A 25505-nucleotide genomic window follows, 5' to 3' on the forward strand; every position below is an offset into this window, starting at 1 on the left:
ACATTTCCCGCCGTACTCGTTCCCGAAGGGCAGGACCACGATCGGCCCACCGGGGCGGCAAGGATTTCCCCCGCCCGTGGTGACCTGTTCGCGCAGGACGACCGATCAGGCGTCCGCCGCCGACGCCTGCGCGCGCAGGCCCTGTCGGTAGCGCAGGGGGGACAGGCCGACCTCGCGCTTGAACGCGGTGCTGAACGCGCTCTCGGACGAGTACCCGAGCCTCGCGGCGAGGGCGCCGACCCGGACGTCGTCGTCGCGCAGCGCCCGTTGCGCGAGCAGCATCCGCCAGCGGCCGAGGTAGGTCAGGGGCGGGACGCCGGCCGCGGTCCGGAAGCGCTCGGCGAACGAGGTGCGCGACATCGCCGCGGCGCGGGCCAGTTCGTCCAGGCCCCAGGACCTGCCGGGGTCGGCGTGCATGAGCCCGATCGCCGGGCGCAGCCGCTCGTCGGTCAGCACCCGGAGCCACCCCGGGGGCGGTTCGGCCTGGTCGACGTAGGCGCGCACCACCTCCAGCACCAGGAGCTGCACCTGTTGGCGGATGGCGAACGCCGCGCCGATCCGGCGCGACCTCACCTCCTCGAACACCCGGTGGACGGTGCCGCGCAGGGCGCTCGTCCTGGCGGCCGACCCCCGGACGTGCGCGACCGGCGGGAGCGCCCGCGCCAGCAGCGCCCGGCCGGCCGGGTTGAGGTCGACCCGGCCGCCGACCAGGACGTCGTCGGTGGCGAAGTCGACGCCGGCGAGGTCGACGGCGGGGTCGTCGCCGGGCACGACCTCCCGGCGCGGCCCGTCGCCCGTGCCGCCCTCCAGCTCCAACCACGACCGGTCGTTCAGCACGACCACGTCGCCCGGTTCGAGTTCGACGGGCCGGTCGAGGCCGTCCGCGCTCAACCGCGCGCGACCGCTGACCAGGGCGAAGAACTTCAGCGGGGTGGTGACCTCCCCGCGCGAGACCCATGGGCCGCGCACCGCGAACCCGCCGGAGAGCACGCCGCGGACCTCGACGAGGTCGAACACCTCGGAAAGCTGGTCACCGTCCACCTCCGTACTATCGCGAAGGAAAAGCGGACTGACAACTATTCAGAGTCCGCACGGCGCGGAGCAGGCTGGACGCATGACGCCAAGCACCACGCACCGCCAACACCCCGTCGGGTCCGGCTTCACCGCCGCGTCGACGGTCGACGACGTCCTGGAGGGCATCGACCTCACCGGCCGGAACGTGGTCGTCACCGGCGGCCACTCCGGCCTCGGGCTGGTGACCACCCGCGCGCTGGCCGGGGCCGGGGCCTCGGTCACCGTCGGCTCCCGCGACACCGACCGCGCCGAACGGGCCCTCGCCGGGATCGAGGGGGTCGAGGTGCACCGGCTGGACCTGCTCGACCCGGCGTCCGTCGACGCCTTCGCCGACCACTACCTCGACACCGGCCGACCGCTGCACGTCCTGGTCAACAACGCGGCCTTCGCCTCCCCCGGCGGGCTCACCCGCGACGCGCGCGGCTACGAGGCGCAGTTCGCGGCCAACCACCTCGGCCACTTCCAGCTGACCCTGCGCCTGCACCCCGCCCTGCGCGCGGCGGGCGGCGCCCGGGTCGTCACCACCACCTCGGGCGCGCAGCGGGCGACCGACATCCTGTGGGACGACCCGCACTTCACCACCGGCCGGCACGACCCCGGCCTCGCCTACGCCCAGTCCAAGACCGCGAACGTGCTGTTCAGCGTCGAGCTGGACCGCCGCTGGGCCGCCGACGGCATCCGCGCCTACGCGCCGCACCCCGGCATCGTGCCCGCCACGGCGTTCAACAGGTCGGTGGGCGTGGAGGCTCAGCGGGCCATGGGCCTCGTCGACGAGGCGGGCCGGCCGGTCATCGACCCCCGCCGCGGGCAGAAGACGCCGGAGCAGGGTGCCGCGACGATCGTGTTCGCGGCCACCAGCCCGCTGCTCGCCGACGTCGGTGGCGTGTACCTCAACAACAGCGACGTCACGCCGCTGGACGAGGACCCGGCGCCGCTCGACCCGTTCGACCCCGGTCCGGACGGGATGCCGGTCGACGCCGTGCCGCACTCCGTCGACCCCGCGTCGGCCCGGCGGCTGTGGGAGCTGAGCGAGCGGCTGATCGGCGGGTCCGCGGGCTGACCCGCCGGGGCGGGGGTCAGGTCGAGTCGCGGACCACCAGCTCGGTCGGCAGGATCGCCGCCGCCGGCGGCTCGCCGTTCATCTGGTCCAGCAGCAGCCGGACCATCTCCCGGGTGATCCGGTCGAACGGCTGGCGCACGGTGGTCAGGGTGGGGCGGGTGGAGGTGGCGATGGCGGAGTCGTCGAACCCGCCCACCGCCACGTCCTCCGGTACCCGCCTGCCCGCGTCCTGGAGGGCGGTGAGCGCGCCCGCCGCCATCAGGTCCGAGGCCACGAACACGGCGTCCAGGTCCGGCGCCCTGGCCAGCAGCTCCGCCATGGCCGCCTCGCCGCCCGCCCGGCTGTAGTCGCCGTGCGCGATCAGCGCGGGGTCGGCGTCGTGGCCGACCACGTCGCGGTAGCCGGCCAGCCGCTCCACGCCGCCGGGGGTGTCGGTCGGGCCGGTGATGGTGGCGATCCGGGTCCGGCCCCGGGAGCGGAGGTGCTCGACGACCACCCGCGCGCCGGAGCGGTCGTCGGCCGCCGCATAGGCCACCGCGTTCTCGTGGCCCAGGGGCTTGCCGCAGGTCACCACCGGCACGCCCGACTCGCGCAGCTCCTCCAGCAGCGGGTTGCCGCTGTGCGAGGACACCAGCAGCACGCCGCCCACGTGGCCGGCCGCGATGAACCGGCTCGTCCGCTTGCGCTCCACGTCGGTGCCCGCGGTCATGAGCAGCAGCGGCACGTCGTGCTCGGCCAGCTCCTGCGTGCAGCCCTGGAGCAGGATGCTGAAGTTGGGGTCCTCGAACAGGCGGCTCTGCGGCTCGGTGAGCACGAACGCCACCGACGACGTGCGCTGGGTGACCAGGCTGCGGGCCGCCGGGTTGGCGACGTAGCCGGTCGTGCGCACCGCCTTGAGCACCGCCTCCAGCGCCGACGGGCTGACGTTGCGCCCGCCGTTGAGGGCGCGCGACACCGTGCCCCGGGACACCCCGGCCACGGCCGCCACGTCGTGGATGGTCGGCCGGGGTCGGGGCTTGCCGCGTTCGGTGCTCATAGGCCCTTCATGCTTTCACGGCCCCGGAGAGCAGGTCGATCCGCCAGTACCGCTGGAGGGTGAGGAAGAGCACGACCAGCGGCACCACGGACACCAGCGACCCGGTGATCGCCAGCGAGTACAGCGCCGGGACGGTGTTGCCCTGGTTGAGCAGCGTGTAGAGGCCGAGCGTGACCGGGAACTTCGTGTCGTCGCCGAGCATGATGAACGGCAGCAGGAAGTTGTTCCAGATGGAGACGAACTGGAACAGGAACACGGTGACCAGGCCGGGCAGCATCATCGGCAGGGCGATCGAGCCGAGGATGCGCCCCTCCCCCGCGCCGTCGGTGCGGGCGGCCTCCACCACGTCGTCGGGCACGGCCGCCGCCGCGTAGACGCGGGCCAGGTAGATGCCGTACGGGCTGACCACGCTGGGGATCAGCACGGACAGGTAGCCGTCGGTCAGCCCCACCTCCGACAGCAGCAGGTACTGCGGCACGGCCAGCACCACGGCGGGCACGAGCACGCCCGCGATGAGCGCGTTGAACAGCACCGACTTGCCGCGGAACTCGTACTTGGCCAGCGCGTACCCGGTAACGCCGGACAGCGCCGCCGACAGCAGCGCGCCGACGCCCGCGTACAGCGCGGAGTTGGCCATCCACGTCCAGAACAGGCCGTCGCGGTGGGCGAACAGCTCGCCGAGGTTGTCCGGGAGCGACCCGCCGACGGAGAACGTCGAGGTGGAGAACAGCTCGTCGCTGCTCTTGGTCGCCGCGACCAGCACCCACGCCACGGGGAACAGGCAGTAGGCCGCGCCGAGCAGCAGCACGGCGGTGGGGGCGCGCCTCACCGCAGCCCCCCGAACCGGCGGGTGACCCGCAGCAGGCCGAACGAGATCGCGAACATCACGGCGGCGATCACCACGGACGTGGCCGCCGCCGAGTGCGTGTCGCCGCGCGCGAACGCGTCCTGGTAGACCTTCATCAGCGGCGTCCACGTCCTCGACAGCGAGTTGGTCAGCGGCGCGAGCGTCGTCGGCTCGGCGAACACCTGGAGCGTCGCGATCACCGAGAACAGCCCGGTGAGCACGAGCGCGGGCGCGAGCAGCGGGACCTTGATGCGCACCGCCACCTGCCACGGCGAGCAGCCGTCGATGCGCGCCGCCTCGTACAGCTCGCGCGGGATGGACCGCAGCGCCGTGTGCAGGACGACCGCGTTGTAGCCGACCCCGCCCCAGACGGCGATGTTGGCCAGCGCGAAGTAGATGCCGGTCGGCGACAGGAGGTCCACGCCGGGCAGCGACAGCTCGCGCAGCAGCTGGTTGAGCGGGCTGGTGGCGGGCAGGTACAGGAAGCCCCACAGCAGGGTCGCGATGACGCCGGGGACCGCGTACGGCAGGAAGATCGCGAGGCGGGAGAACCCGCGCGCCCGCACCCGCTCCTCGTCCAGCAGCAGCGCGAACACCAGGGCCAGGCCGAGCATGGTGGGCACGAGCAGCGCGCCGTAGGCGAGCACCCGCAACGCGCCCGCGCCCAGCTCGGGGTCGGTGAGCGCGCGGGCGTAGTTGTCCAGCCCGGCGAAGACCTCGCCGCGGCTGCCCCTGCCCAGCCCGAGGCCCTTCACCTCGGTGCGGAACAGGCTCGTCCAGACCGTGTAGCCGATCGGCAGGGCGAAGACCAGCAGGAACAGCACGACGGCGGGCGCGACGAAGGCGTACGGCGCCACCCGGGGCGCCGTGCGTCGACCGGTCGGGGCCATGCCTCAGCCCACGACCGCGAAGCCGTTGGCCTTCAGGTCGCCCACGGTGGCCTCCTGCATCGCCGCCAGGGCGGGCACGAGGTCGCCGCCCGCCGTGATGGCCTCGCCGAAGGCGTTCTTGTAGGCGGTGTAGGCGACGTTGACGTTCGGGCCCCAGCTGAAGCCCGACGAGGTGGCCGCGATGTCGGCGGCGGTGGCGTAGAAGTCCGGCTGGTTGGGGAAGAACGCGGGCGGGGCGGCCAGCGCGGTCTGCGCGGCCTTCGACGCCGGGTAGACGCCGCTGGTGCCGACCAGGTCGGCCACCGCCGCCGGGTCGGTGTTGAGCCACAGGGCGAACTCGGTGGCCGCGTCCCGCTTGGCGGAACCGGCGGTCACGGCGGTGGTGGAGCCGCCCCAGTTGCCGGTCCTCGGCGAGGACGCGTCCCACTGCGGCAGCGGCGCCATGGCCCACTTGCCCCGCGTGGCCGCCGCGTTGCCCGCGAGCACGCCGGGCGCCCACACGGCGCTGACCCAGCCGATCTGGGTGCCGTCGTTGAGGGCCTTGTTCCACTCCGGGGTGTACATCGGGGACTTGTCGACCGCGCCCTCGGCGACCAGGCCGCTCCAGTACCCGGCGACCTTCCTGGTGGCCTCGTCGTCGATGGCGACCTTCCACGCCTCGCCCTCGACGGACCACCACTGGCCGCCGGCCTGCTGCACGAGGCCCGCGAACCAGCCCGGGTCGTTGGAGGAGAACGTGCCGAGGTACCTGTCCGGCGCCTTGGCGCGCAGGTCGCGGGCGGTCCGCGCGTACTCGTCCCAGGTCGTCGGCACGGTCAGGCCGTACTGCTCGAACAGGTCGGCGCGGTAGTAGAACATCATCGGTCCGGAGTCCTGGGGCACCGCGTACACGCCGCTGCCGCCCAGCGTGACCTGGTCCCACACGCCCGGCGCGAACTGGTCGCGCACGCCGGCGGCGGCCCCGGAGACGTCGGCCAGCACGTCGTTGCCGACCAGGGTGGGCAGCGCCTGGTACTCGACCTGCGCGAGGTCCGGTGGGTTGCCGCCCTTCGCGCTGGTCAGCAACTTGGTGACCAGGTCGTCGCCCTGCGCCTGCCCGCTCACCACGACCCTGGTGTCGGGGTGGGTCGCGTTCCACTTTTCCACTACCCGGTCGATGTTCGGCGCCCACGCCCAGAAGGACAGCTCGACGGGGCCGCCCTCCTCCTCCGCGCCGCTGCCGCAGCCGGCGAGCAGGGCGAGACCGAGTCCGACCGCAAGGGCTTTCCTGGCCAGGTCGAGTCGCATTGGTATCTCCGGGGGGGGTTCGCGTCGCTGACGCCGCTGCCAGCGGTAACCGCACTGTGAACGTGCACAGTAGTTGTGCGCATCAGTCGGCTGTCAACCACTTGATACCTGCTTTTATCTGCGCCGTAATCTCCATCGAGACCGTGCACGTTCACAGCGCAGGAGCTTCCATGACCTTCGTGGCACCACAGCCCGCCGACCTGGCCGATCCGTTCTGGCCGGTCGGCGTGGCCGGGGTGGTCTACGGCGGGGACTACAACCCCGAGCAGTGGCCCGAAGAGGTGTGGGCGGAGGACGCGGAGCTGATGCGGCGGGCCGGGGTGAACCTGGTCAGCGTCGCCATCCACTCGTGGGTGCTGCTGGAACCCCGGCCGGGCGGGTTCGACTTCGGCTGGCTGGACCGCCTGCTCGACCTGCTGCACGCCCACGGCGTCGCGGTCAACCTGGCCACGCCCACCGTCGTGCCGCCCGCCTGGCTGTACCGGGCGCACCCGGAGATCCGGCCCGTCACGCGCGAGGGCGTGGTGCTCGAACGCGGTTCGCGGGCCACGTTCTGCCCGTCGGCCCCCGCCTACCGCGAGGCCGCCGCGCGCATCGCCCGCGCGATCGGCGAGCGCTACGCCGCGCACCCGGCGCTGGCGATGTGGCACGTGCACAACGAGTACGGCGCGCCGGTCGGCGCGTGCTACTGCCCCGAGTCGGCCAGGGCGTTCCGCGACTGGCTGCGCGAGCGGCACGGGTCGCCGGAGGCGCTCAACGCGGCGTGGGGCACCAGCTTCTGGGGCCAGCGCTACGGCGACTGGGACGAGGTCGAACCGCCGCGCGCCACCGGCACGGCGGGCAACCCGGCGCAGGAGCTGGACTTCCTGCGGTTCTGCTCCGACGAGCTGCTGGCCTGCTACCGGGCCGAGCGGGACGTGCTGCGCGCCCGCTCGTCCGCGCCGGTGACCACGAACTTCATGACCACCAACTGCCGGTCCATCGACTACTGGCGCTGGGGCCGCGAGGTGGACGTGGTCGCCAACGACCACTACCTGACCGCCGAGGCGGACCGGAACCACATCGACCTGGCCATGTCGGCCGACCTGACCCGCGCGGTGGCGGGCGGGCGGCCGTGGATGCTCATGGAGCACTCGACGGGCGCGGTGAACTGGCAGCCCCGCAACATCGCCAAGCGGCCCGGCGAGCTGGCCCGCAACAGCCTCGCGCACGTGGCGCGCGGCGCGGACGCGGTGATGTTCTTCCAGTGGCGGGCCTCGCGCTTCGGCGCGGAGAAGTTCCACTCGGCGATGCTGCCGCACTCGGGCACCCGCAGCCGGGTGTGGCGCGACGTCGTGCGGCTGGGCGCGGACCTCGGGTCGCTGGCGGAGCTGCGCGGCAGCCTGGTGCGCGCGGACGTGGCCGTGGTGTGGGACTGGGAGTCGTGGTGGGCGCTGGAGCTGGCGTGGCGCCCGTCGGTGGACCTGGACTACCGCGAACGCGTCGCCGCGTTCTACGAGCAGCTCTGGGACGCCCACTTGACCTGCGACTTCGTCGCGCCCGGCCAGGACCTCGCCGGGTACCGGCTGGTCGTCGTGCCCTCGCTGTACCTGACCGCGCCCGGCACGGCGGCGGTGTTCGAGCGGTACGTGCGCGACGGCGGCACGCTCGTCGTGTCGTACTTCTCCGGCATCGTCGACGGCAACGACACCGTGCACCCGGGCGGTCACCCCGGCGCGCTGCGCGCGGTGCTCGGCCTGGAGGTCGAGGAGTTCCTGCCGCTGCGCGCCGACCAGCGCGTGACGCTGACCGGGGGTGCGACGCCGACCGGGGGCGCGACGGGCGACGTGTGGGCGGAGGACGTCCGCCTGCACGGCGCGGGGACCGTGCTGTCCTACGCCGACGGCCCGGCCGCGGGCGGTCCCGCCGTGACCAGGCACGCGTTCGGCGGCGGCAGCGCCTGGTACCTGTCGACCCGGCTGCGCGGCGACGACCTGGCGGGCGTGCTGCGCGAGGTCTACCGGGACGCGGGCGTCGAACCCGCCGACCTGCCCCGCGACGTGGAGGTCGTGCGGCGGCACGGCCCCGACGCCGAGTACCTGTTCGTGCTCAACCACACCGACGCCGACGCGCGGGTCGAGGCGTCGGGCACCGAACTGCTCACCGGCGAGCGCTGCGACGGGTGGCTGACCGTGCCCGCGGGCGCGGTGGCCGTGCTGCGCACCGGCTGAGCGGACCCACCCATCGCGTTCTCGACGAGGAGGACGAACGAATGTCCGCATCCCCCAAGCTGTTCGCCGTCGCGGTGCTCGCCGCGGCGGCGGTGGCCCTGCCACCCCAGGCGGTCGCCGCGAGCACGCTCACCAACCCCGGGTTCGAGTCCGGCGCGTCCGGCTGGACCAGCACCGGCGGCGCGTCGTTCACCGAGGCGGGCGGGCGCGGCGGCGGCACCCGGCTGACCCACTGGGCGTCCGGCGCCTACCAGGTCGAGACCAGGCAGACCCTGACCGGCCTGGGCAACGGCTGGTACACCGCGCGCGCCTGGGTGCGGTCGTCCGGGTGGCAGAACACCGCGCACCTGGCCCTGCGCGACTGCGGCGGCGCGGAGCAGCGCGTGCCGCTGCCGGTCAGCGCGGACGGCCTGTGGACGCGGGTCGCGGTGTCCGCCCAGGTGTCCGGCGGCCGGTGCACGGTCGCGGTGGTGTCCGACGCGCGGGCGGGCAACTGGGTCAACGTCGACGACCTGGAGTTCGTCGGTGGGCGGGCCGCCGTGGCGGTGCGCGGCGGCGACACCTCGACGTTGCCCAGGGCGGAGGCCAACGGCGGCGTGTACCGCACCACGTCCGGGCAGGCGCAGGACGCGTTGCAGGTCCTGAAGGCCAACGGCATGAACCTGGTGCGGCTCAAGGTGTGGGTCGACCCGGCCGACGGCTGGAACACCAAGGCCCGCGTGCTGGCCATGGCCAAGCGGGTCAAGGCGCTGGGCCTCCAGCTGATGATCGACTTCCACTACTCCGACGCGTGGGCCGACCCCGGTCAGCAGCGCAAGCCGGCCGCGTGGGCGGGGTACTCGTTCGCGCAGCTCACGAAAGCGGTCTACGACCACACCTACGACGTGCTCAACGCGCTCAAGGCGCAGGGCACGACGGCCGACTACGCGCAGGTCGGCAACGAGACCAACCCCGGGATGCTGCTGCCCGACGGGTCGTCGGACAACTGGGCCAACCTGTCCGCGCTGCTCAAGAGCGGGGTGTCGGCGGTGCGGGCGGTGTCGTCGTCGACCAGGGTGATGCTGCACCTGGCCAACGGCGCGGACCAGGGCACGGTGCGCTGGTGGTTCGACAACGCGGTGAGCCGCGGCGTGCCGTTCGACGTCGTGGGCCTGTCCTTCTACGGCTACTGGCACGGCACGCTCGGCGAGCTGCAACGCACCCTCTTCGACGTGCCCGCGCGGTACGGCAAGGACGTGATGGTGGTGGAGACCGCCTACCCGTTCACGATGGCCGACGCGGACTTCGAGCCGAACGCGTTCAGCGACCCCTCGAAGCTGCTGCCCGGCTACCCGGCGACCTCGGAGGGCCAACTGGCGCACTTCCGCGACGTGATCAGCGTCGTGCAGGCCGTGCCGCGCGCGCTGGGCGTCGTGTACTGGGAGCCCACCTGGTACGCGGTGCCCGGCAACGGCTGGGACCCGGACAACCCGGACTCGGGTGACGGCTGGGACAACCAGGCGCTGTTCGACTGGTCGGGCAGGGCGCTCCCGGCGATCACCGCGTTCCACCGCTGAGGCGGTGCCGCCGGTCCACGGGCGTGGACCGGCGGCCCGTTCGACACCGTGTCGTGCGCAGGACCCGATCACCGCGCGGGAGTGCGGTCCAGGTCACGCCGCCTTCCGGCACACAGGTTATAAGCTATGACCTGTCGTCGTCCGACCGGGAGGAGCGCCACCCCGTGCTGCCGGAACCAGCGCCCGTGTTCCAGACCAAGGCCGAGTTCGCCTACAACGAGGTGCGCCGGCGCGTGCTCTCCGGCGAGCTGGCGCCGGGTTCGGTGATCAACCAGGGGCCGCTCGCGCAGGAGATCGGGATCAGCACCACGCCGCTGCGCGAGGCGTTGAAGCGGCTCAAGGCCGAGGGCCTCGTGGAGCTGGGCGCGCACCGCGACGCGCGGGTGGCGGAGCTGCGCGCCGAGGAGGCGCGCGACCTGGTGGAGCTGCGCCGGGCGCTCGACCCGGTGGCCGTCGACCTGGCCGCGCGGCGGCGCACCGCCGACGACGTCCGCGAGATGCGCGAGGCGGCCGAGGGGCTGCGCGCGCTCACCGCCGACTCCGGCCTCGACGAGCTGGCCGTGCACCGGCGGTTCCACGCGGCGCTCTACCGCGCCTCGCACAACGCGCTGCTGGTCGAGGCGCTCGACGGGCTCTGGGACAAGACCGACCGCTACCGGCGGCTCGCGCTGGAGGTCGAGCGCGCCGAGGACGAGCGGGCCCGGAAGGACCGCGAGCACGCGGCGCTGCTGGAACTGGTGATCGCGGGCGACGGCGACGGCGCGGCGGCCGCGATGCGGGAGCACGTCGACACCAGCCTGACCGCGCACGCGGCGTGGCGGCTGTCGAAGCGGCCGTGAGGCGCACCGCGACCGTCGCCCTGTTCGGCCACGCGGTCCTCACCCAGGTCGTCACGTTCGTGCTGCGGCCCACCGCGTCCTACCGGGCGCTGGAGCTGGACGTGCCCGCGTCGTGGCTGGGCGCGCTGTCGGCGTGCTTCGCGCTCGTGCCGCTGGTGCTGGCGCTGCCCGCCGGGCACCTGGTGGACCGGGTCGGCGAACGGCGCGTGCTGGTCGCGGGCAGCGTGCTGATGACCGGGGCCACGGCGGTGTTCGTGCTCCTCGACGACGGCCTGCCCGGTCTGCTGGCGGGCAGCGTCCTGCTCGGCACGGCGCACCTGTGCTGCGTGGTGGGCCAGCAGGCGCTGGTGGCCAACGCCGCCTCGGGCGGCAGCCTGGACTCCGCGTTCGGCTACTACACGTTCGCCGCCTCGCTCGGCCAGCTGCTCGGGCCGCTGCTGATCCCGCTGTTCGGCGGCGGCGGGTCCATCCCGGACACCGGGCCGATCTTCCTGGGCACGTGCCTGGTCAGCACGCTGCTGGTGGTGTGCGCGGTGCCGCTGCGGAGCAGCCGGACCACCCGCGACCGGTCGTCGGGCGAGGCGGTGGGCCTCGGGGCGCTGCTGCGCCTGCCGGGCCTGGCCAGGGCGCTGACCACGAGCTGCGTGGTGATCGCCGCGGTGGACATCTCGCTGGTCTACCTGCCGGCGCTGGGCGCGGAGCGCGAGCTGTCCGCGGGCCTGGTCAGCGCGCTGCTGGCGCTGCGGGCCGCCGCGTCGATGGTGTCGCGCGTCCTGCTGGGCAGGCTCAGCGCGGCCCTGGGCCGCAAGCGGCTGCTGATCGGCGGCGTCGCGACGGCCGCGGTGGGCCTGGCGTGCTGCGCCGCGCCCGTGCCGGTGTGGGCGCTGGTGGCGGCGGTGACGGTGGCCGGGCTCGGCCTGGGCGTCGGCCAGCCGCTGACGATGTCGTGGCTGGCGGGATCGGCCCCGCCGGGCGCGCGCGGCCGGGCGATGTCGCTGCGCCTGACCGGCAACCGCGCGGGGCAGGTCGTGGTGCCCGCCGCGGTGGGCGCGGTGGCCGCGGGCCTGGGTGCGGCGGGCGTGCTGGGCCTGACCGCCGTCACCCTGGCCTGGACCGGTTACCTGGCCCGCAAACTGTCCGTCGACTGACAGCGGCGGGCCAGGTCCCCCGGGATCGGCGCCTTCCCCGGCGCGGTCGGACCACTACCCGACCGGCATGCCGACCACGTCCTCCACCCCGGGACCCGCCACCCCGGCGATGTCCGCCCCGGCGGCGTCCGGCCCGGTCCGGCACAGCACGCGGTCGAGCGCGGCGTGCAGCGAGCCCGGGTCCGTGCCCCGCCACGCGGCGAACCCGTCCGGCCGCACCAGCACCGCCCCGTCCGCCGCGACGAGGTCCGGCGCGGACCGGCAGGTGATCGGCACGACGGCCCGCGCCGCGGCCTCCTCCCAGCCCCGCGCCGCCGCGCCGGTCAGCAGCGCCCAGCCGCCGAGCAGGTCCGCCGCCCCGGCCACCCGGGTCGAGCGGGGGTGGTCCGGGTCCGGGACGAACGCGCCCTCGGCGTAGGCGCACTCGAACATCAGCCGCCCGCGCCGGGCGCCGTTCGCCGCGGCGTCGCCGGGACCGCCGTTGAGCACCCGGTACCGCTCGACGCACAGCGTCGTCGTCGCCCACGCCACGGGCAGCCGCTCGGCCTCGTAGCTGGCCATCAGCTCCTCCCCCGCCACGCCGCGGTGCACCAGGCCGAGCTTCCAGGCCAGGTTGAACGCGTCCTGCACGCCCGTGGCCACGCCGAACGACCCGACCGGCGGCATGGTGTGCGCCGCGTCCCCGGCCAGCAGCACGCGGCCCACGCGCATCCGGTCCGCGACGCGGCCAGCGACGTCCCACGTGGTGCCGGCGACGCGGTCCACGGTCACCGGCAGCCCGTCCACGCCGATCGCGGCCCGCACCAGGTCGGCGCACCGCCGCTCGGTGAAGTCCGCGGCGGTCTGACCCGGTTCGAGGGAGATCGCGAACCGCCACCGCCGCGCGCCGTCCACCGAGGTGAGGAAGCCGCGCACGGCCGCGTTGGCGACGGTCAGCGCGACGACCCTGCGCCCGGCCAGCGGTGCGCTCAGGTCGGCGGTGAAGCGCACGTCGAGCTTGCGCGCGACCGTGCCGGGCCCGCTGTGCCCGATGTCGAGCAGGCGGCGCAGCGGGCTGTGCGCCCCGTCCGCGACCACCAGGTGCCCGGCGTGCACCCGCACGTCGCCATCGCCGTCGCCGCCCGAGCGCAGCGTCACGAGCACCCCGTCGGGCACCTGCTCGACCGCGACGACCTCGGTGCCGTAGCGCACGTCCGCGCCGCTCGCGCGGGCGTGGTCGCGCAGCACCGGTTCGAGCTGGTCCTGGTCGATGGGCGCCCACTCGCCGGGGCCGCCCGCCGTGCCCCGCTCGGGCAGCCGCACCCGCTCGGGCCCGGCCACGCTCTCCGCGTGCGCGACGACGGTGTGGTCGGCGATGGGCGAGCGGACGGCGCGGATCGCCCGCTCCAGGCCGACCGCCCGGTACAGCTCCACCGTGGGCGGGTTGAGGGAGCGGGCCCGGGGCTCGGCGAGCGGCCCGGACCGGCGTTCGGCGAGCAGGCAGGGCACGCCGGCGTGGGCGAGGAACACCGCGGCGGACAGGCCGACCACGCCGCCGCCCGCGATCAGCGCCGGGACGCGCAGCGGCTCAGGCACGACGCTCCCAGTGGTAGAACTCCTCCGCCATCGCGTCCTTCGGCTCCCGCCACGCCTGCGGGTCGTAGGGCGAGACGAACGGCCGCAGGTCCTCGCTGATCCGCCGGAACTCCGGGTGGTAGCGGTGCGCGGACACGGCCTCCTCCAGCGGGCGCTCGCCCTCGATGAGGTGCAGGTACAGCTCGCCGAACCGGAACAGGGTGCGGGAGCGGACGCCGATCACCTCGGCGAGGTCCGTGCGGTGGTCGGACTCGGAGAACACGCGCGCCACCTGGTCGGCGGCGTCGGGGGCCATCCTGGCCACGATCAGGGTGCGGTGCACGCGACCTCCTCGACCTTCCGCTTGATCAGGGCCATCTGCACGGGCGTGTTCTCGTCGATGCGCCGCGCCATCCCGGCGTCGTCGAGGGGCGCGCCCGGTTTCATCGCGAAGTCCTGCACCCACCGCATGAGCACGCCGCCGTCGACCTGCTCGTAGGTCCAGCGGATGTCCATGCGCTCGAACGGCCCGGTCTCGACGCGGCGCGCGGTGACGGTCCGGGTGACCGGGTCGGCGACCCGCTCGGACACCCAGCTCCAGACCTTCCCGTCCGGGTCGGGGTGCGTGGTGAGGCGGAACAGCACGCGGTCGCCGTCGCGCTCCAGCACCTCCGCCGACGCGTACTCGCTGAACAGCCCGGGCCAGCGCTCGACGTCGTTGGTGCGCTCCCACACCACGTCCATCGGCGCGTCGATCAGGACCTCGTTCTCGGTGTGCCCGGCCATGCTCACGCCCTCCCGGTCAGCGCCGTCAGCAGCTCGCCGGTCGGCTGCTCGGCGTCCAGGTCCACGTCCTGGGGCAGGCCGTGGTGGCGCTTGAGCTCGGCGAGCACGCCCATCAGGCCCAGCGAGTCCACGCCGAGGTCGGCGAACGTCGCGCGCCCGTCGGTGAGCTGGTCCCCGGTGACGGCCACCCCCGTGCAGCGGCTGATCAGCGCCGCCAGGTCGGTGGGCGAAGGTGTGGTGTCCACGTCAACTGCCTCCTCGGGTCGGTTCGGGACGTCGCAGGACCAGGGCCGAGTTGCCGCCGTGCAGACCTCGGGCCAGGACCAGCGCGGTGCGGGTGTCGAGCGGGCGGGCCTCGCCGGTGACCAGGTCGAGGTCGAACCGCCAGTCGCGGACGCCGGGCGTGGGCGGCACGGCGCCGTGCTCGACGGCCAGGACGGCGGTCGCGACGTCGAGCGGCGCGGCGCCCGCGTAGCAGCGGCCGTACCCGGTCTTGGGCGCGGTGACCGGGACGGCGCGGTCACCGAAGAGCAGGTGCAGCGCCCGCGCCTCGGCCTCGTCGGCGCGCGGGTCGCCCAGCGCGTCGAGGAACACCGCGTCGACCTCCGCCGGGTCGACACCGGCCTGCGCCAGCGCGGTCCGGGCCGCCCGCGCCAGGCCCTCGGCGGAGTCGCCGAAGCGCTGCGGGCCGGTGAACGTCGCGCCGTGCCCGGCGATGACGGCCCGCGCGGCGGCACCCCGGTCGCGGGCGGCGTCGGCGTCCTCGACGACGAGCACCGCGCCGCCCTCGCCGGGCGCGAACCCGGCGGCCCGCGCGGTGAAGGGCAGGTAGGCCGTGCCGGGGTCCTCGCCGGTGCTGAGCAGGCCCAGGCCGAGCTGGCAGCACATCGCGTAGGGGCAGAACGGCGCCTCCGCGCCGCCCGCGAGCATCGCCCGCGCGCCCCGGGCCAGCTCGTCGCGCGCGGTGGCGAACGCGTCCAGGCCGCCCGCCTCGTCCGCGACCAGCACGCACGACGGGCCGCGCAGGCCGCGGCCGATGGACACCTGGCCGGTGCTCGCCGCGTAGAACCAGGCGATCGACTGGTAGGGGCCGACGTGCTGGGGGCCGTGCCGCCACAGCGCCTCGATCTCGCGCTGGCCGAACTCGACGCCGCCGGAGTAGCTCGCGGTCACCACGCCGAACCCGAAGTCGGGCACGGTCGCCGGGTCCAGGTCGGCGTCGCGCAGCGCCAGGTCGGCGGCGGCGAGCGCGAAGTGCGTGAACCGGTCGGTCTGCACGGCGACGCGCGGGTCGACCCACCCGTCCGGCCCGAACCCGTCGACCTCGCCCGCCACGACCACCGGGTACGGGTGGGGCCCGAAGCGGCGCAGCGGGCCCAGCGCGCGGCGGCCCGCGCGCACGGCGGGCCAGAAGTCCGCGCCGGTGCCGCTCGGGGCGACCGCGCCGACGCCCGTCACCACGGCGGTGCTCACGACCGCCCTCGCGCGGCGTGGGTGAGCACGACCGCGGACTGGAACCCGCCGAACCCGCTGCCCACCGACAGCACGGCGCGCAGGTCGAGCTCCCGGGCGGTGTGCGGCACGTAGTCCAGGTCGCACTCCGGGTCGGGGGTGTCGAGGTTGGCCGTGGGCGGCACGACGCCGTGGACGAGCGCGAGCACGCAGGCGGCCAGCTCGATCGAGCCGATCGCGCCCAGCGAGTGGCCGACCATGGACTTGATGGAGCTGACCGGCACCGCGCGCGCGTGCTCGCCCAGGACCCGCTTGAACGCGGCCGTCTCGTGCCGGTCGTTCTGCCTCGTGCCGGAGCCGTGGGCGTTGACGTAGTCGACGTCGGCGGGCGCGACGCGGGCCTGGTCCAGGGCGAGGCGGGCGGCCTCCGCCATCTCCACGCCGTCGGGGCGCAGGCCGGTCATGTGGAAGGCGTTGCTGCGGGTCGCGAAGCCCGCGACCTCGGCGAGCACCACGGCGCCCCGGCGGCGGGCGTGCTCGCGCTCCTCCAGCACCAGCACGGCGGCGCCCTCGCCGAGCACGAACCCGTCCCGGTCCAGGTCGAACGGCCGCGCGGCGTGCTCCGGGTCGTCGTTGCGGGCCGTGGTGGCGCGGATGGCGTCGAAGCAGGACACCGCGATCGGCGAGATCGGCGACTCCGCCCCGCCCGCGAGCACCACGTCGACCACGCCGTCCTCGACCAGCCGGGCGGCGTGCCCGACCGCGTCGAGACCGGCCGTGCAGCCGGTGGAGACGGTGCGCACCGGTCCGCGCGCCCCCACCCGGTCAGCGACCTCGGCGGCCAGCATCGCGGGCGACAGGGCGTGGTGCAGGAACGGCGACGCGGCGGCCGGGTCGACCAGCCACCGCGCGCCCCGGTCGGAGGTGGCCGCGTAGTCGCGTTCCAGCAGGGTCGTGCCGCCGACGGCCGAGCCCATCGACACGCCCACCCGCCACGGGTCGGCGACGTCCAGCTGGGCCTGCGCCCACGCCTCGTCGGCGGCCACCGCGGCGAACTGGGCGTAGCGGTCCATCCGGGCGACCTCGGCCGCGCTCAGCCCGGCCTCGGCGGGGTCGAAGTCGCACTCGGCGGCCACCCGCGACCGGAACCCCGACGCGTCGAACAGCGAGATCGCGCGGGTGGCGGTGCGGCCCGCGGTCAGCAGCTCCCAGAACGCCTTCACGCCGGTGCCGCCGGGCGCCACCACGCCGATGCCGGTCACCGCCACCCGGCGGGTCACGGCGTCGGCTCCGTGTCCACGTGGCCCAGTTCGGGGCGGGGCGCGAGCGGGCACAGGTGGAAGACCAGGCGCGCGGGCGCGGCGGAGGTGTTGCGGACCCGGTGCCGCACGCCCTTCGGGACCAGGATCGCCCGGTCGGCGGCCAACGGGTGCGGCACGTCGTCGAGGTCCAGCTCCACCTCGCCCTCGACCACGTACAGGTACTCGTCGGAGTAGGGGTGGTAGTGCTCGGTGACCCGCTCGCCGGGCGCGAGCGCCAGCACGCCGAGGAACCCGCTGGTCGAGCCGACGGTCGCCGGGCCGAGCAGGACGCGGACGTCGCCGCCGCGGTGCAGCAGGGGCGTGACGTCGGCCGGGCCCACCGCCCGGTGCAGCTGCCCGGTCACGCCACCGCCTCCGCCACCCGGTCGGTCACCAGCGCCATCGGCCGCGCGAGCCGCACGAGCGGGGCGAGCAGGCCCGCCAGCGGCACCGGCGGCGAGTCGGCCGCCCCCGGCCCGGACTCGGCCAGCCGCACCACGAGGTCGTGCCGGCGGAACACGGTGGCGCCGCCGTCGGTGGGCGCCGCGGCGAGCAGCCTGGCCACCTCGCGGCCCCTTCCCGGCAGCGCCAGGTAGAGCGCCGCGGTCCGGGGCGCGCCGCGCTCGACCGCACCGCGCCGACCGGCCACCCGCATCGCGGACGTGGCCAGGAAGCGGCGGCGGTCGCCCTCGTCGGACAGGTCGCGGGGGTGCGCGAGGTACGGCCGCAACCGATCCTCCACGGCCCTGACCTGCGGTTGACCGGCCAGGTGCCGGACGGCCTCGGCGGGCGGGCAGGTGATGTCGACGACCCGGACGACGGTCGCGCCGGCCATGAACACCGAGGTGCGGTCGAGCAGGGTGCGCGGCGGGCCGCCGGCCGACGTGCCCGGCGGGGGCCGGTGGTAGTCGGACAGGATGGCGGCGACGGCGTCCTCGGACCCCGGCCGCACGGCGAACGTCAAGGCGTAGCGGTTCACGGCGTGCCTCCCACTTCCTGTCGTCGTGGTGCGCGGGTGGTCGCCCGGACGAGGTAGCGCCGGGACTCGCGCTCGGTCACGCAGGCCATCAGCGGCGCGGCGAGGGCGCGGTGCCCGGCGGTGGCCTCCCAGGTGGCGAAGTGCCCGGGGCTCTCCCACTCGCTGGTGATGACCCACTCGTCCGGGTCGTGCGCGGACTGGCACAGCTGGTCGCCGAGGTAGCCCTCGACGCGGGCGACCTCGTGGCGGATGCGCTCGTAGGCGTCGCGCAGGCGTTGCCCGGCGCCCGGCGCGGCGCGCAGCCGGAAGATCACCCGCAGGGCGTCGGTGTGCTCCACCGCTACTCCTCCGGGTAGGAGGCGATGCGGCACGCGTGCCGGGCGACGTCGCCCTCCACGCCCTCGCGGTGGAGGATGCCCCGGCACTTCCGGACGTCGTCCGGGAGACCGGTCTTGGCGATCTTGCAGGCGCGCAGCACCGCGTCGGTGGCCTCGTGGCCGTGCTCCATGACGTGGTCGATGCAGATGCCGGGGTCGGCGCGGGCGGGTTCGGCGAAGAGGACCGCGGTCACGAGGGCCGCGGCGGTCAGCGCGGCGGCGCGGAGTGTGCTCGACATCGGTGGTCGCTCCCTGACGGCGGGGTTGGTCGCGGTCGGGTTCCCCACGTTCCGGGTCGGACCCCGCGCTGTCCACCGCACAACCACCCCGGGGGTGCGGACCACTCGAACGGGTAAAACGCTTGTCGCACTTCGTGTTCCCGTTCCCCGCGTGGCGCGGTACCGCACTCCACTGTGGAGCGAACGCCGCCGGCGGGGCCGGGCCGGTTTCGCGAACGGCGGCTCGTGGCATAGAACAGAACCCGACAGCGGGCATCGAGGAGGATCTACGTGGCTCAGACGGTTCGCGGTGTGGTCGCACGGGGCAGGGGTGCCGCGGTCGAGGTGGTGGACGTCGTGGTGCCCGATCCGGGGCCCGGTGAGGCCGTGGTGGCGGTGCGGGCCTGCGGGGTCTGCCACACCGACCTGCACTACCGGGAGGGCGGCATCAACGACGAGTTCCCGTTCCTGCTCGGGCACGAGGCCGCCGGCGTGGTCGAGGCGGTCGGGGAGGGCGTGGTCGACGTCGCGCCCGGCGACTTCGTCGTGCTCAACTGGCGCGCGGTCTGCGGCCGCTGCCGGGCCTGCCTGCGCGGCCGGCCCTGGTACTGCTTCGACACCCACAACGCCGCGCAGCCGATGACCCTGGCCGACGGCACCCCGCTCTCCCCCGCCCTGGGCATCGGCGCGTTCGCCGAGAAGACCCTCGTGCACGCCGGCCAGTGCACCAAGGTCGACCCGCAGGCCTCCCCCGCCGTCGCCGGGCTGCTCGGCTGCGGCGTGATGGCCGGCTTCGGCGCCGCGGTCAACACCGGCAACGTCACCCGCGGCGACTCCGTCGCGGTCATCGGCTGCGGCGGCGTCGGCGCCGCCGCGGTCGCCGGCGCGCGCGTCGCCGGCGCGACGACGATCGTCGCCGTGGACCTCGACCCCCGCAAGCTGGAGTGGGCCACCGGGCTGGGCGCCACGCACACCGTGCACGCAGGCTCCGAGGACGTCGTGGCGCGGGTGCGCGAGCTGACCGGCGGGTTCGGCGCCGACGTCGTCATCGACGCCGTGGGCCGACCGGAGACCTGGGAGCAGGCGTTCTACGCCCGCGACCTCGCCGGCACCGTCGTGCTCGTCGGCGTGCCCACCCCGGAGATGCGGCTGGAGATGCCGCTGATCGACCTGTTCTCCCGCGGCGGCGCGCTCAAGTCGTCGTGGTACGGCGACTGCCTGCCCTCCCGCGACTTCCCCTACATGATCGACCTGTACCGGCAGGGCCGCCTGGACCTCGACGCGTTCGTCACCGAGACCATCGCCCTCGACCAGGTCGAGGACGCCTTCGCCAGGATGCACCACGGCGACGTGCTCCGCTCGGTGGTGGTCTTCTGATGACCCGCGTCGACCACACCACCACCCGGGGCACGTTCAGCCTCGACGGCCAGACCTTCGACGTCGACAACAACGTCTGGGTGATCGGCGACGACACCGAGTGCGTCGTCGTCGACGCGCCGCACGACGTGGACAGGATCATGGGGGTGGTGGGCGACCGCGCGGTGAAGGCGATCCTGGCCACGCACGCCCACGACGACCACGTCCGCGTCGCGCCGGAGCTGTCGCGGCTCACCGGCGCGCCCGTGCTGCTGCACCCGGACGACCTGGTCGTCTGGCGGCTCACCCACCCGGACACCGACCCCGGCGGCGACCTCGCCGACGGCCGGGTCATCGAGGTCGCGGGCACCGCGCTGCACGTCCTGCACACCCCCGGCCACGCGCCGGGCGCGGTCTGCTTCCACGCCCCCGACCTGGGCGCGGTGTTCACCGGCGACACCCTGTTCCACGGCGGACCGGGCGCCACCGGGCGGTCCTACTCGGACTTCGCCACGATCATCGAGTCGATCCGGACCCGGCTGCTCACCCTGCCGCCGGACACGGTCGTGCACACCGGCCACGGCGACGACACCACCATCGGCACCGAGGCGCCGCACCTCGCGGACTGGATCGCCCGGGCCGGCTGACGGGTGCGGGCGGGCCACCGGCGGTGACCCGCCCGCACGCCGCTACCCGATGTGCTGGTCGGTGCCCGGCACGTCCGCGCCCGCCGTCACCGCGACCGGCGTGGCGGCGTCGAACGAGGCGGCGTCCCGGTACCAGACCTCCCGGCGGGGGTCCCGCTCGACGACCCGGAAGTGGAGCTTGACCTCCTGGGTGTTGAGGCCCGGCACGATGTAGCCGAAGCCGTAGTTGGTGGTGGCGACACCGGCGACGTCACCGGTCCGGGCGTTCACCGGCGTCACCTCGACCCAGCCGAACTCGTCGCCGTCCACGGACGTCGCGCCGCTCACGCTGCCCGCCGGCACGAGGGACTCGTCGTGCGCGACCTCGCGCCCGGCGCGCACCGCGACCGGCGCGGCACCGAAGCGGTCCGCCGCGCCGCCCGACCACTGCCAGGCGTACTCGCCCGGGGCGTGCGCGAACTCCAACGGCCAGCGGTACGGGCCCAGGCCGGTGAGCCGGTAGGCGCCGTTCCCGTCGGTGCACGCGTCGCCGTAGGCGCTCGTCGTGGCGTACGCGAAGACGCACGCGCCCTCGACCCCGGCGCCGGTGGCCCCGTCCCGCACCACACCGGTCACGGTGCCCGCGCGGTCCAGGCGGATCGGCGGCAGGTCCGTCCACCGCCCCGGCGTCGCGTCGAGCACCCGCGCCCGGCGCTGGTCGCCGGTGCCGCCGAGCCACCCGACCCACTGGAGGCCGTGCGGTTCGGCGGGCCGGGCCAGCAGTCGGTAGGCCGCGGGCGCCAGCGGGCCGAGGGTGACCGCGCCGGAGGCGTCGCTGCACCAGTCGGACGCGAACTCGCCGGACACGCCGTGCCCGGCGACCGCGACCGGTTGCACGCAGGTCCCGGCCACGGGCGCGCCGGTGCGCGCGTCCCGGACGGTCGTGCGGATCGCGACCCCGGGCTTCACCCGGGCCACCACCCGCGTGGTCTCACCGGAGCGGACCACCACATCGCGGTGGTCGACCCCGAAGTGGGTCCTGCCCGGCGTGACGTGGAGCGTGTACGTGCCCCGGTTGAGCGGGTACGAGACCCGCCCGTCCGTCGTGCACGGGCGGTCCGCGCCCACGCCCGGCGTGAAGACGCAGAAGTCCCGGACCGGCGCGCCGGACACCTCGTCCACCACGGTCAGGTCGACCGTGCCCGGCGGGAGGGTCCGCTCGTCGACGACGGTCTCGACGTCGCCGGCCACGACGACCGCCTCGGCCCCGCTGTTCGCCTCCTGCCGGGGGTACCACTGCTCGCCGTCGTGGGGCGAGCGGAACTGGATCTTGTAGTGGCCGGGCCACAGCCCGGTGAACCGGTAGGTCCCGTCGGCCGCCGTGCTGGTCGACGGACCCCAGTGGCCGCCGTCGACGTCGACGACCTGCACCGACGCGTACTCGATCGGCGCGCCGGCCGAGGTGGTCAGCGTCCCGCGCAGCACGCCGACGCCCGGCGGTCGCAGCCCCAGCTCGTGCCGGGGGTCGCCGGTGTAGACCGGGTCGGCCGACGCGAAGTCGCGCGCGTCCACCCCGGAGTGCCGGGCGTACCAGGTCTCGGCGTACCCCTCGGCGGTCGTGCGCAGCTTGAACGGCCCCCACGAGCCGGTCGGGACGCTCACCGAGTAGTGGCCGGCGGCGTCGGCGCAGTCCTGGGCGACCTGGACCTGGTTCGCGTCGAAGGCGGTCACGCACGCGCCGGGCACCGGCTGACCGGTGAACCGGGCCGTGACGATGCCCTCGGACAGCACCGGATCGGCGCTCGCCGTGCCCGCGAACGGCACGAGCACCGCGCACGCCGCGACCAGCGCCGCAAGACGACGTCTCATTCTTCCCCTCCACGTGGGCGTGCGGGCGCGCGAGGACGAGGCGGGTGAGCCCACCGGATTTCCCCCCGAGCGTGCCCCGGCACGCTATTCCACGCGGAATGTACTGACCGCCGGTGGCGCTGTCACCGGCTTTGTCCCTCGGTGAGCCGGCGGTCACGGGCCGGGGCCGGACCGCAGAACTGCGTGCGCCGCCCGCCGGGGTGCCCGCATCATTCGCTCATTCCTCCGGCGCGAGGGGACGGGATGGACATCCGGCGCGGGCGTCGGCCCCGGCGGGCGTTTTTGATCACGTCGGCGTTCGACCAGAAGTACTGGGTCGCGGAGTTCGTGCAGCGGCTGCACGGCGTGCTGGACCGGGGCGGCATCGACCTGGTGCTCAAGGTGCCCGACCGGGACTACGACTCGGCGGCGCAGGCCCACCACCTGCGGCGGGTCCTGGCGAGGCGGCAGGACTACCTGGGCGGGTTCGTGGCGGCCACCGAGGTGCACCGGCTCCAGCCGGACCTGGTGGCGTTCTGCGCCGAGCTGGCGCGGCCCGTGGTGTTCATGGACATAGAGCCGTTCGACGAGAACCGGTACCCGCGCGGCTCGGCGTTCGTCGGCTACCTCAGCTCGGACATCGGGGCGCTCGCGGGCCGGTGGCTGGTCGGGTGGCTGGAGCGGTCGGGACGGCCGGCGCACGTGCTGGTCGTGGCCAGTCGCGAGCACCGCGCTCGGCAGGTGTGGTGCGCGCAGGTGCTGCGGGCCGGGTTGGCCGGGGTGTCGATCGAGGTGAACGACCGCTGCGCGTTCCAGCGGGTGCGCGCGTTCGACGCGGTGCGGGCGCACGTCCGCGAACTCGACGGGCGGACGGCGCTGGACGCCGTGTTCTGCACCAACGACGAGATGGCGCTGGGCGCGGTGGACGCGTTGCGGGCCACGCCCTCGCCGTCGACCGGGGGCACGGTGGTGGTCGGCGTGGACGGCATCGCGGAGGCGCGGACCCTCGTCGACCGGGGCACCAGCCCGCTGCGCGCGACCGTGGTGCAGGACTCGCACCGCCTCGCGCAGAGCGCCGTGCACGCGCTCGTGAAGCTGCACGAGGGGCGCGAGCAGGTGACCCGGACGATCCTGCACCCCGAGGTGCGCGAGACCCGGTGACGCCGTGCCGCTCGTGCCGCCCGCCGCCGTCAGTCCGCCGCCGTCAGTCCGCCGGCGGCCGGTCCAGGCGGTCCAGGCGGGCGAGGTGGGTGGTGTCCAGGCGCAGGGCCGCCGCGGCCACGTTCTCCTCCAGGTGCTCGATCCGGGAGGTGCCCGGGATCGGCACGACCACGGGCGAACGGTGCAGCAGCCAGGACAGGGCGACCTGTGCCGGTGTGGCGCCGAGTTCCGCGGCCACCTCGGCGATCACCGCGGGGGCGCCGGCCGCGCCCGCCACCGGTCGCCAGGGCAGGAAGGCGATCCCGGCGGCCTCGCACGCCCGCAGCACCGGCTCGTGGCCGCGTTCCAGGAGGCTGTAGCGGTTCTGCACGCTCGCGACGTCCACGACCTCGCGGGCCCGGGCCAGGTCGTCGGTGGTGACCTCGGACAGGCCGACGTGGCGGACCTTGCCCTCCGCGCGCAGGTCCCGCAGCGCCCCGAACTGGTCGGCCGGCGGCACGTCGGGGTCCACGCGGTGCAGTTGCAGCAGGTCGACGCGGTCGACGCGCAGCCGCCGCAGGGCCTCGTCGACCTGGCGGCGCAGCGAGTCGGGACGGCCGTCGCACCGCCACTCGTCGCCCGCCCGCCGGATGCCGACCTTGGTGGCGACGACCAGGCCCTCCGGGTACGGGTGGAGGGCCTCGGCCAGCAGTTCCTCGTTCGCGCCCCAGCCGTACATGTGGGCGGTGTCGACCAGCGCCACGCCGAGTTCGACCGCGCGCCGCGCGACCGCGATCGACGCCTCGCGCGCCGGGCCGGGAGCGGTCGGCAGCCGCATGGCGCCGAACCCGAGCCGGCCCACCTCCAGGTCTCCGCCGATGCGGAAGGTCGTGATCACGGGACCGACCCTAGCGCCGGGTGAGCGACCCCAGGGCGATCCGGGCGATCGGCAGGTAGGCCAGCACGACCGGAGCCGGTCCGCGCACGACCAGCCAGGTCGCCCCGTCCGGTTCGACGCCGTGGCGCAGGTGCAGCCGGAGCGGTCCCAGCCGCGCGTCCCACGCCCAGGTGCGGGCGACCGGGTCCACCTCGGTCACGGTGAACGCGACCCGCACGCCCAGCGGGCCGCGGACGCGACCCGTGACGCCGGGCGCGATGCGCGGTGCCGACGCCTCGACGCCGGTGATCTGCGGCGCCCAGCCCGGCCACCGCGCCGGCTCGGCGTAGCGCTCCCACACCACCGCCGCCGGCGCCCGGCCCGGTGCGCTCGTCCTGCCCTCCACTCCCCCATCGTCGCCGAGGAGCCGCGCGAGCGCCGGGTGGCGAGCGCCGGGCGGCGGGCGGCGGTCCCCGGTCGGTGTCCGGTCCGGTCACGCGGCGCGCGGCGTGCCGCTGCGCAGCAGGTGCATCGCGCGGTGGGTGCGGGACTTGACCGTGCCGGCCGGGATGTCCAGCGCGGACGCCGCCTCGGCGACCGTGTCGCCCCGCAGGTAGACCAGCTCCAGGACGCGGCGCAGCTCGGTGGGCAGCCGCAGCAGGGCCTCGCCCACGACGACGTCGGCGACCACCCGGTCCGCGTGGTCGGTGGTCACCGCGGGCGCGGTGCGCGCGTCGTCCACCTCGACCGGTCGCACCCGCCGCGCCCGCGCCCGGTCGAGGACGATGTTGCGCACCACGGTCAACAGCCACCCCCGGACCGGGCCGCCGTCGTCGAGCAGCTGGTCCGCGTGCCGCCACGTGCGGATCATCGCCTCCTGCACGACGTCCTCGGCGGCGTGGTGGTCGCCGGTCAGCCGCCTGGCGTGGGCCAGCAGCAGCAGCCGGTGCTCCAGGAACACCGATCGCGTGAACTCGTCACCGGCCGCGGACGTCACGGCCCCGACGCTAGGAACCCGAAGTGCACAACAAGTGAACGTCCCGG

The 25505-nt window shown here is 75.0% G+C and carries 27 protein-coding genes; 8 read left to right on the top strand and 19 right to left on the bottom strand.

All coding sequences use genetic code 11. From position 1 onward, the window contains the following. Window positions 1–105: 105 nt before the first annotated feature. A complete protein-coding gene (locus ACR807_RS11430; protein ID WP_438921228.1) occupies window positions 106–1041 on the bottom strand; it encodes an AraC family transcriptional regulator in 936 nt (311 codons plus the stop codon). A 73-nt stretch (window positions 1042–1114) separates the two neighbouring features. On the opposite strand from ACR807_RS11430, the gene ACR807_RS11435 reads away from it, so the two are divergent. After that, a complete protein-coding gene (locus ACR807_RS11435) occupies window positions 1115–2134 on the top strand; it encodes an SDR family NAD(P)-dependent oxidoreductase (RefSeq protein ID WP_438921229.1) in 1020 nt (339 codons plus the stop codon). Window positions 2135–2150: 16 nt separating this feature from the next. On the opposite strand, the gene ACR807_RS11440 is transcribed toward ACR807_RS11435, so the two are convergent. The 4 genes from ACR807_RS11440 to ACR807_RS11455 are packed head-to-tail and all read right to left on the bottom strand — an operon-like array spanning window position 2151 to window position 6194. Further along, complete coding sequence (locus ACR807_RS11440) at window positions 2151–3170, bottom strand: LacI family DNA-binding transcriptional regulator (RefSeq protein ID WP_438921230.1); 1020 nt, start codon at window positions 3168–3170, stop codon at window positions 2151–2153. A 7-nt stretch (window positions 3171–3177) separates the two neighbouring features. After that, a complete protein-coding gene (locus tag ACR807_RS11445) occupies window positions 3178–3999 on the bottom strand; it encodes a carbohydrate ABC transporter permease (protein ID WP_438921231.1) in 822 nt (273 codons plus the stop codon). Beyond that, window positions 3996–4874: a carbohydrate ABC transporter permease gene (locus tag ACR807_RS11450; RefSeq protein WP_438921232.1), complete on the bottom strand. Its 879-nt coding sequence runs from the start codon at window positions 4872–4874 to the stop codon at window positions 3996–3998. The genes ACR807_RS11445 and ACR807_RS11450 overlap by 4 nt, the downstream gene beginning before the upstream one ends. Before the next feature lie 36 nt (window positions 4875–4910). After that, complete coding sequence (locus ACR807_RS11455) at window positions 4911–6194, bottom strand: extracellular solute-binding protein (protein ID WP_438921233.1); 1284 nt, start codon at window positions 6192–6194, stop codon at window positions 4911–4913. A 170-nt stretch (window positions 6195–6364) separates the two neighbouring features. On the opposite strand from ACR807_RS11455, the gene ACR807_RS11460 reads away from it, so the two are divergent. The 4 genes from ACR807_RS11460 (at window position 6365) to ACR807_RS11475 (ending at window position 11947) form a co-directional block, all read left to right on the top strand. After that, complete coding sequence (locus tag ACR807_RS11460; protein WP_438921234.1) at window positions 6365–8404, top strand: beta-galactosidase; 2040 nt, start codon at window positions 6365–6367, stop codon at window positions 8402–8404. A 41-nt stretch (window positions 8405–8445) separates the two neighbouring features. Then, entirely contained in the window at window positions 8446–9960 is a 1515-nt protein-coding gene (locus ACR807_RS11465; RefSeq protein ID WP_438921235.1) for a glycoside hydrolase family 53 protein, read from the top strand. A gap of 164 nt (window positions 9961–10124) precedes the next feature. Next, window positions 10125–10799, top strand: coding sequence for a GntR family transcriptional regulator (locus tag ACR807_RS11470; RefSeq protein WP_438921236.1), 675 nt, complete (start codon window positions 10125–10127; stop codon window positions 10797–10799). Beyond that, the gene (locus ACR807_RS11475) at window positions 10796–11947 is read left to right on the top strand and encodes an MFS transporter (RefSeq protein ID WP_438921237.1); all 1152 of its coding nucleotides are present in this window, start codon (window positions 10796–10798) and stop codon (window positions 11945–11947) included. The genes ACR807_RS11470 and ACR807_RS11475 overlap by 4 nt, the downstream gene beginning before the upstream one ends. A gap of 54 nt (window positions 11948–12001) precedes the next feature. Here ACR807_RS11475 and ACR807_RS11480 read toward each other — a convergent pair whose 3' ends face one another. From ACR807_RS11480 to ACR807_RS11525, 10 genes are read right to left on the bottom strand one after another with little or no spacing between them, the layout of a single operon-like run. Further along, window positions 12002–13522, bottom strand: a complete 1521-nt coding sequence (locus ACR807_RS11480) for an FAD-dependent monooxygenase (protein WP_438921238.1) — start codon at window positions 13520–13522, stop codon at window positions 12002–12004. Further along, a complete protein-coding gene (locus ACR807_RS11485) occupies window positions 13515–13844 on the bottom strand; it encodes a TcmI family type II polyketide cyclase (protein ID WP_438921239.1) in 330 nt (109 codons plus the stop codon). The genes ACR807_RS11480 and ACR807_RS11485 overlap by 8 nt, the downstream gene beginning before the upstream one ends. Next, complete coding sequence (locus ACR807_RS11490) at window positions 13829–14287, bottom strand: SRPBCC family protein (RefSeq protein ID WP_438921240.1); 459 nt, start codon at window positions 14285–14287, stop codon at window positions 13829–13831. Before ACR807_RS11490 ends, ACR807_RS11485 begins: the two co-directional genes overlap by 16 nt. Window positions 14288–14289: 2 nt before the next feature. After that, window positions 14290–14532: a phosphopantetheine-binding protein gene (locus ACR807_RS11495; RefSeq protein WP_438921241.1), complete on the bottom strand. Its 243-nt coding sequence runs from the start codon at window positions 14530–14532 to the stop codon at window positions 14290–14292. 1 nt (window position 14533) lies between these two features. Further along, window positions 14534–15760: a beta-ketoacyl synthase N-terminal-like domain-containing protein gene (locus tag ACR807_RS11500; protein WP_438921242.1), complete on the bottom strand. Its 1227-nt coding sequence runs from the start codon at window positions 15758–15760 to the stop codon at window positions 14534–14536. Beyond that, on the bottom strand, window positions 15757–17019 hold the full coding sequence (locus ACR807_RS11505; protein WP_438921243.1) for a beta-ketoacyl-[acyl-carrier-protein] synthase family protein: 1263 nt from the start codon (window positions 17017–17019) through the stop codon (window positions 15757–15759). The genes ACR807_RS11500 and ACR807_RS11505 overlap by 4 nt, the downstream gene beginning before the upstream one ends. Next, complete coding sequence (locus tag ACR807_RS11510; RefSeq protein ID WP_438921244.1) at window positions 17016–17405, bottom strand: cupin domain-containing protein; 390 nt, start codon at window positions 17403–17405, stop codon at window positions 17016–17018. Before ACR807_RS11510 ends, ACR807_RS11505 begins: the two co-directional genes overlap by 4 nt. Further along, window positions 17402–18019 carry a SchA/CurD-like domain-containing protein gene (locus ACR807_RS11515; protein WP_438921245.1) on the bottom strand — a complete coding sequence of 206 codons (618 nt, stop codon included), beginning with the start codon at window positions 18017–18019 and terminating at the stop codon, window positions 17402–17404. The genes ACR807_RS11510 and ACR807_RS11515 overlap by 4 nt, the downstream gene beginning before the upstream one ends. After that, a complete protein-coding gene (locus tag ACR807_RS11520) occupies window positions 18016–18357 on the bottom strand; it encodes an antibiotic biosynthesis monooxygenase family protein (protein WP_438921246.1) in 342 nt (113 codons plus the stop codon). The genes ACR807_RS11515 and ACR807_RS11520 overlap by 4 nt, the downstream gene beginning before the upstream one ends. Window positions 18358–18359: 2 nt before the next feature. Further along, the gene (locus tag ACR807_RS11525) at window positions 18360–18635 is read right to left on the bottom strand and encodes a hypothetical protein (protein ID WP_438921247.1); all 276 of its coding nucleotides are present in this window, start codon (window positions 18633–18635) and stop codon (window positions 18360–18362) included. Between the two features lie 270 nt (window positions 18636–18905). Between ACR807_RS11525 and ACR807_RS11530 the strand changes: the two genes are divergently transcribed. Both ACR807_RS11530 and ACR807_RS11535 read left to right on the top strand, forming a co-directional pair. After that, the gene (locus ACR807_RS11530) at window positions 18906–19991 is read left to right on the top strand and encodes an S-(hydroxymethyl)mycothiol dehydrogenase (RefSeq protein ID WP_438921248.1); all 1086 of its coding nucleotides are present in this window, start codon (window positions 18906–18908) and stop codon (window positions 19989–19991) included. Further along, window positions 19991–20617 carry an MBL fold metallo-hydrolase gene (locus ACR807_RS11535; protein ID WP_438921249.1) on the top strand — a complete coding sequence of 209 codons (627 nt, stop codon included), beginning with the start codon at window positions 19991–19993 and terminating at the stop codon, window positions 20615–20617. The genes ACR807_RS11530 and ACR807_RS11535 overlap by 1 nt, the downstream gene beginning before the upstream one ends. Before the next feature lie 42 nt (window positions 20618–20659). Here ACR807_RS11535 and ACR807_RS11540 read toward each other — a convergent pair whose 3' ends face one another. Then, window positions 20660–22465 (bottom strand): MSCRAMM family protein, encoded by a 1806-nt coding sequence (locus ACR807_RS11540; protein WP_438921250.1) that lies wholly within the window; start codon window positions 22463–22465, stop codon window positions 20660–20662. Between the two features lie 243 nt (window positions 22466–22708). On the opposite strand from ACR807_RS11540, the gene ACR807_RS11545 reads away from it, so the two are divergent. After that, window positions 22709–23605, top strand: a complete 897-nt coding sequence (locus ACR807_RS11545; protein WP_438921251.1) for a sugar ABC transporter substrate-binding protein — start codon at window positions 22709–22711, stop codon at window positions 23603–23605. 43 nt (window positions 23606–23648) lie between these two features. Here the strand turns inward: ACR807_RS11545 and ACR807_RS11550 are convergent, their stop codons facing one another. The 3 genes from ACR807_RS11550 to ACR807_RS11560 form a co-directional block, all read right to left on the bottom strand. Continuing rightward, window positions 23649–24482: an aldo/keto reductase gene (locus tag ACR807_RS11550; protein ID WP_438921252.1), complete on the bottom strand. Its 834-nt coding sequence runs from the start codon at window positions 24480–24482 to the stop codon at window positions 23649–23651. A gap of 10 nt (window positions 24483–24492) precedes the next feature. After that, the gene (locus ACR807_RS11555; RefSeq protein WP_438921253.1) at window positions 24493–24867 is read right to left on the bottom strand and encodes an SRPBCC family protein; all 375 of its coding nucleotides are present in this window, start codon (window positions 24865–24867) and stop codon (window positions 24493–24495) included. 87 nt (window positions 24868–24954) lie between these two features. Next, window positions 24955–25458 carry a sigma-70 family RNA polymerase sigma factor gene (locus ACR807_RS11560; RefSeq protein ID WP_438921254.1) on the bottom strand — a complete coding sequence of 168 codons (504 nt, stop codon included), beginning with the start codon at window positions 25456–25458 and terminating at the stop codon, window positions 24955–24957. Window positions 25459–25505: the final 47 nt, after the last annotated feature.

The organism is Saccharothrix sabaoui, assembly GCF_051756985.1.
Taxonomy (GTDB): Bacteria; Actinomycetota; Actinomycetes; order Mycobacteriales; family Pseudonocardiaceae; genus Actinosynnema.

Bases quoted from the DNA above. Each gene is read 5' to 3' on its own strand.
- ACR807_RS11525 (WP_438921247.1), bottom strand. From the start codon at position 18,635: ATGTCGAGCACACTCCGCGCCGCCGCGCTGACCGCCGCGGCCCTCGTG.
- ACR807_RS11465 (WP_438921235.1), top strand. From the start codon at position 8,446: ATGTCCGCATCCCCCAAGCTGTTCGCCGTCGCGGTGCTCGCCGCGGCG.
- ACR807_RS11540 (WP_438921250.1), bottom strand. From the start codon at position 22,465: ATGAGACGTCGTCTTGCGGCGCTGGTCGCGGCGTGCGCGGTGCTCGTG.
- ACR807_RS11535 (WP_438921249.1), top strand. From the start codon at position 19,991: ATGACCCGCGTCGACCACACCACCACCCGGGGCACGTTCAGCCTCGAC.
- ACR807_RS11460 (WP_438921234.1), top strand. From the start codon at position 6,365: ATGACCTTCGTGGCACCACAGCCCGCCGACCTGGCCGATCCGTTCTGG.
- ACR807_RS11435 (WP_438921229.1), top strand. From the start codon at position 1,115: ATGACGCCAAGCACCACGCACCGCCAACACCCCGTCGGGTCCGGCTTC.
- ACR807_RS11455 (WP_438921233.1), bottom strand. From the start codon at position 6,194: ATGCGACTCGACCTGGCCAGGAAAGCCCTTGCGGTCGGACTCGGTCTC.
- ACR807_RS11440 (WP_438921230.1), bottom strand. From the start codon at position 3,170: ATGAGCACCGAACGCGGCAAGCCCCGACCCCGGCCGACCATCCACGAC.
- ACR807_RS11545 (WP_438921251.1), top strand. From the start codon at position 22,709: ATGGACATCCGGCGCGGGCGTCGGCCCCGGCGGGCGTTTTTGATCACG.
- ACR807_RS11490 (WP_438921240.1), bottom strand. From the start codon at position 14,287: ATGGCCGGGCACACCGAGAACGAGGTCCTGATCGACGCGCCGATGGAC.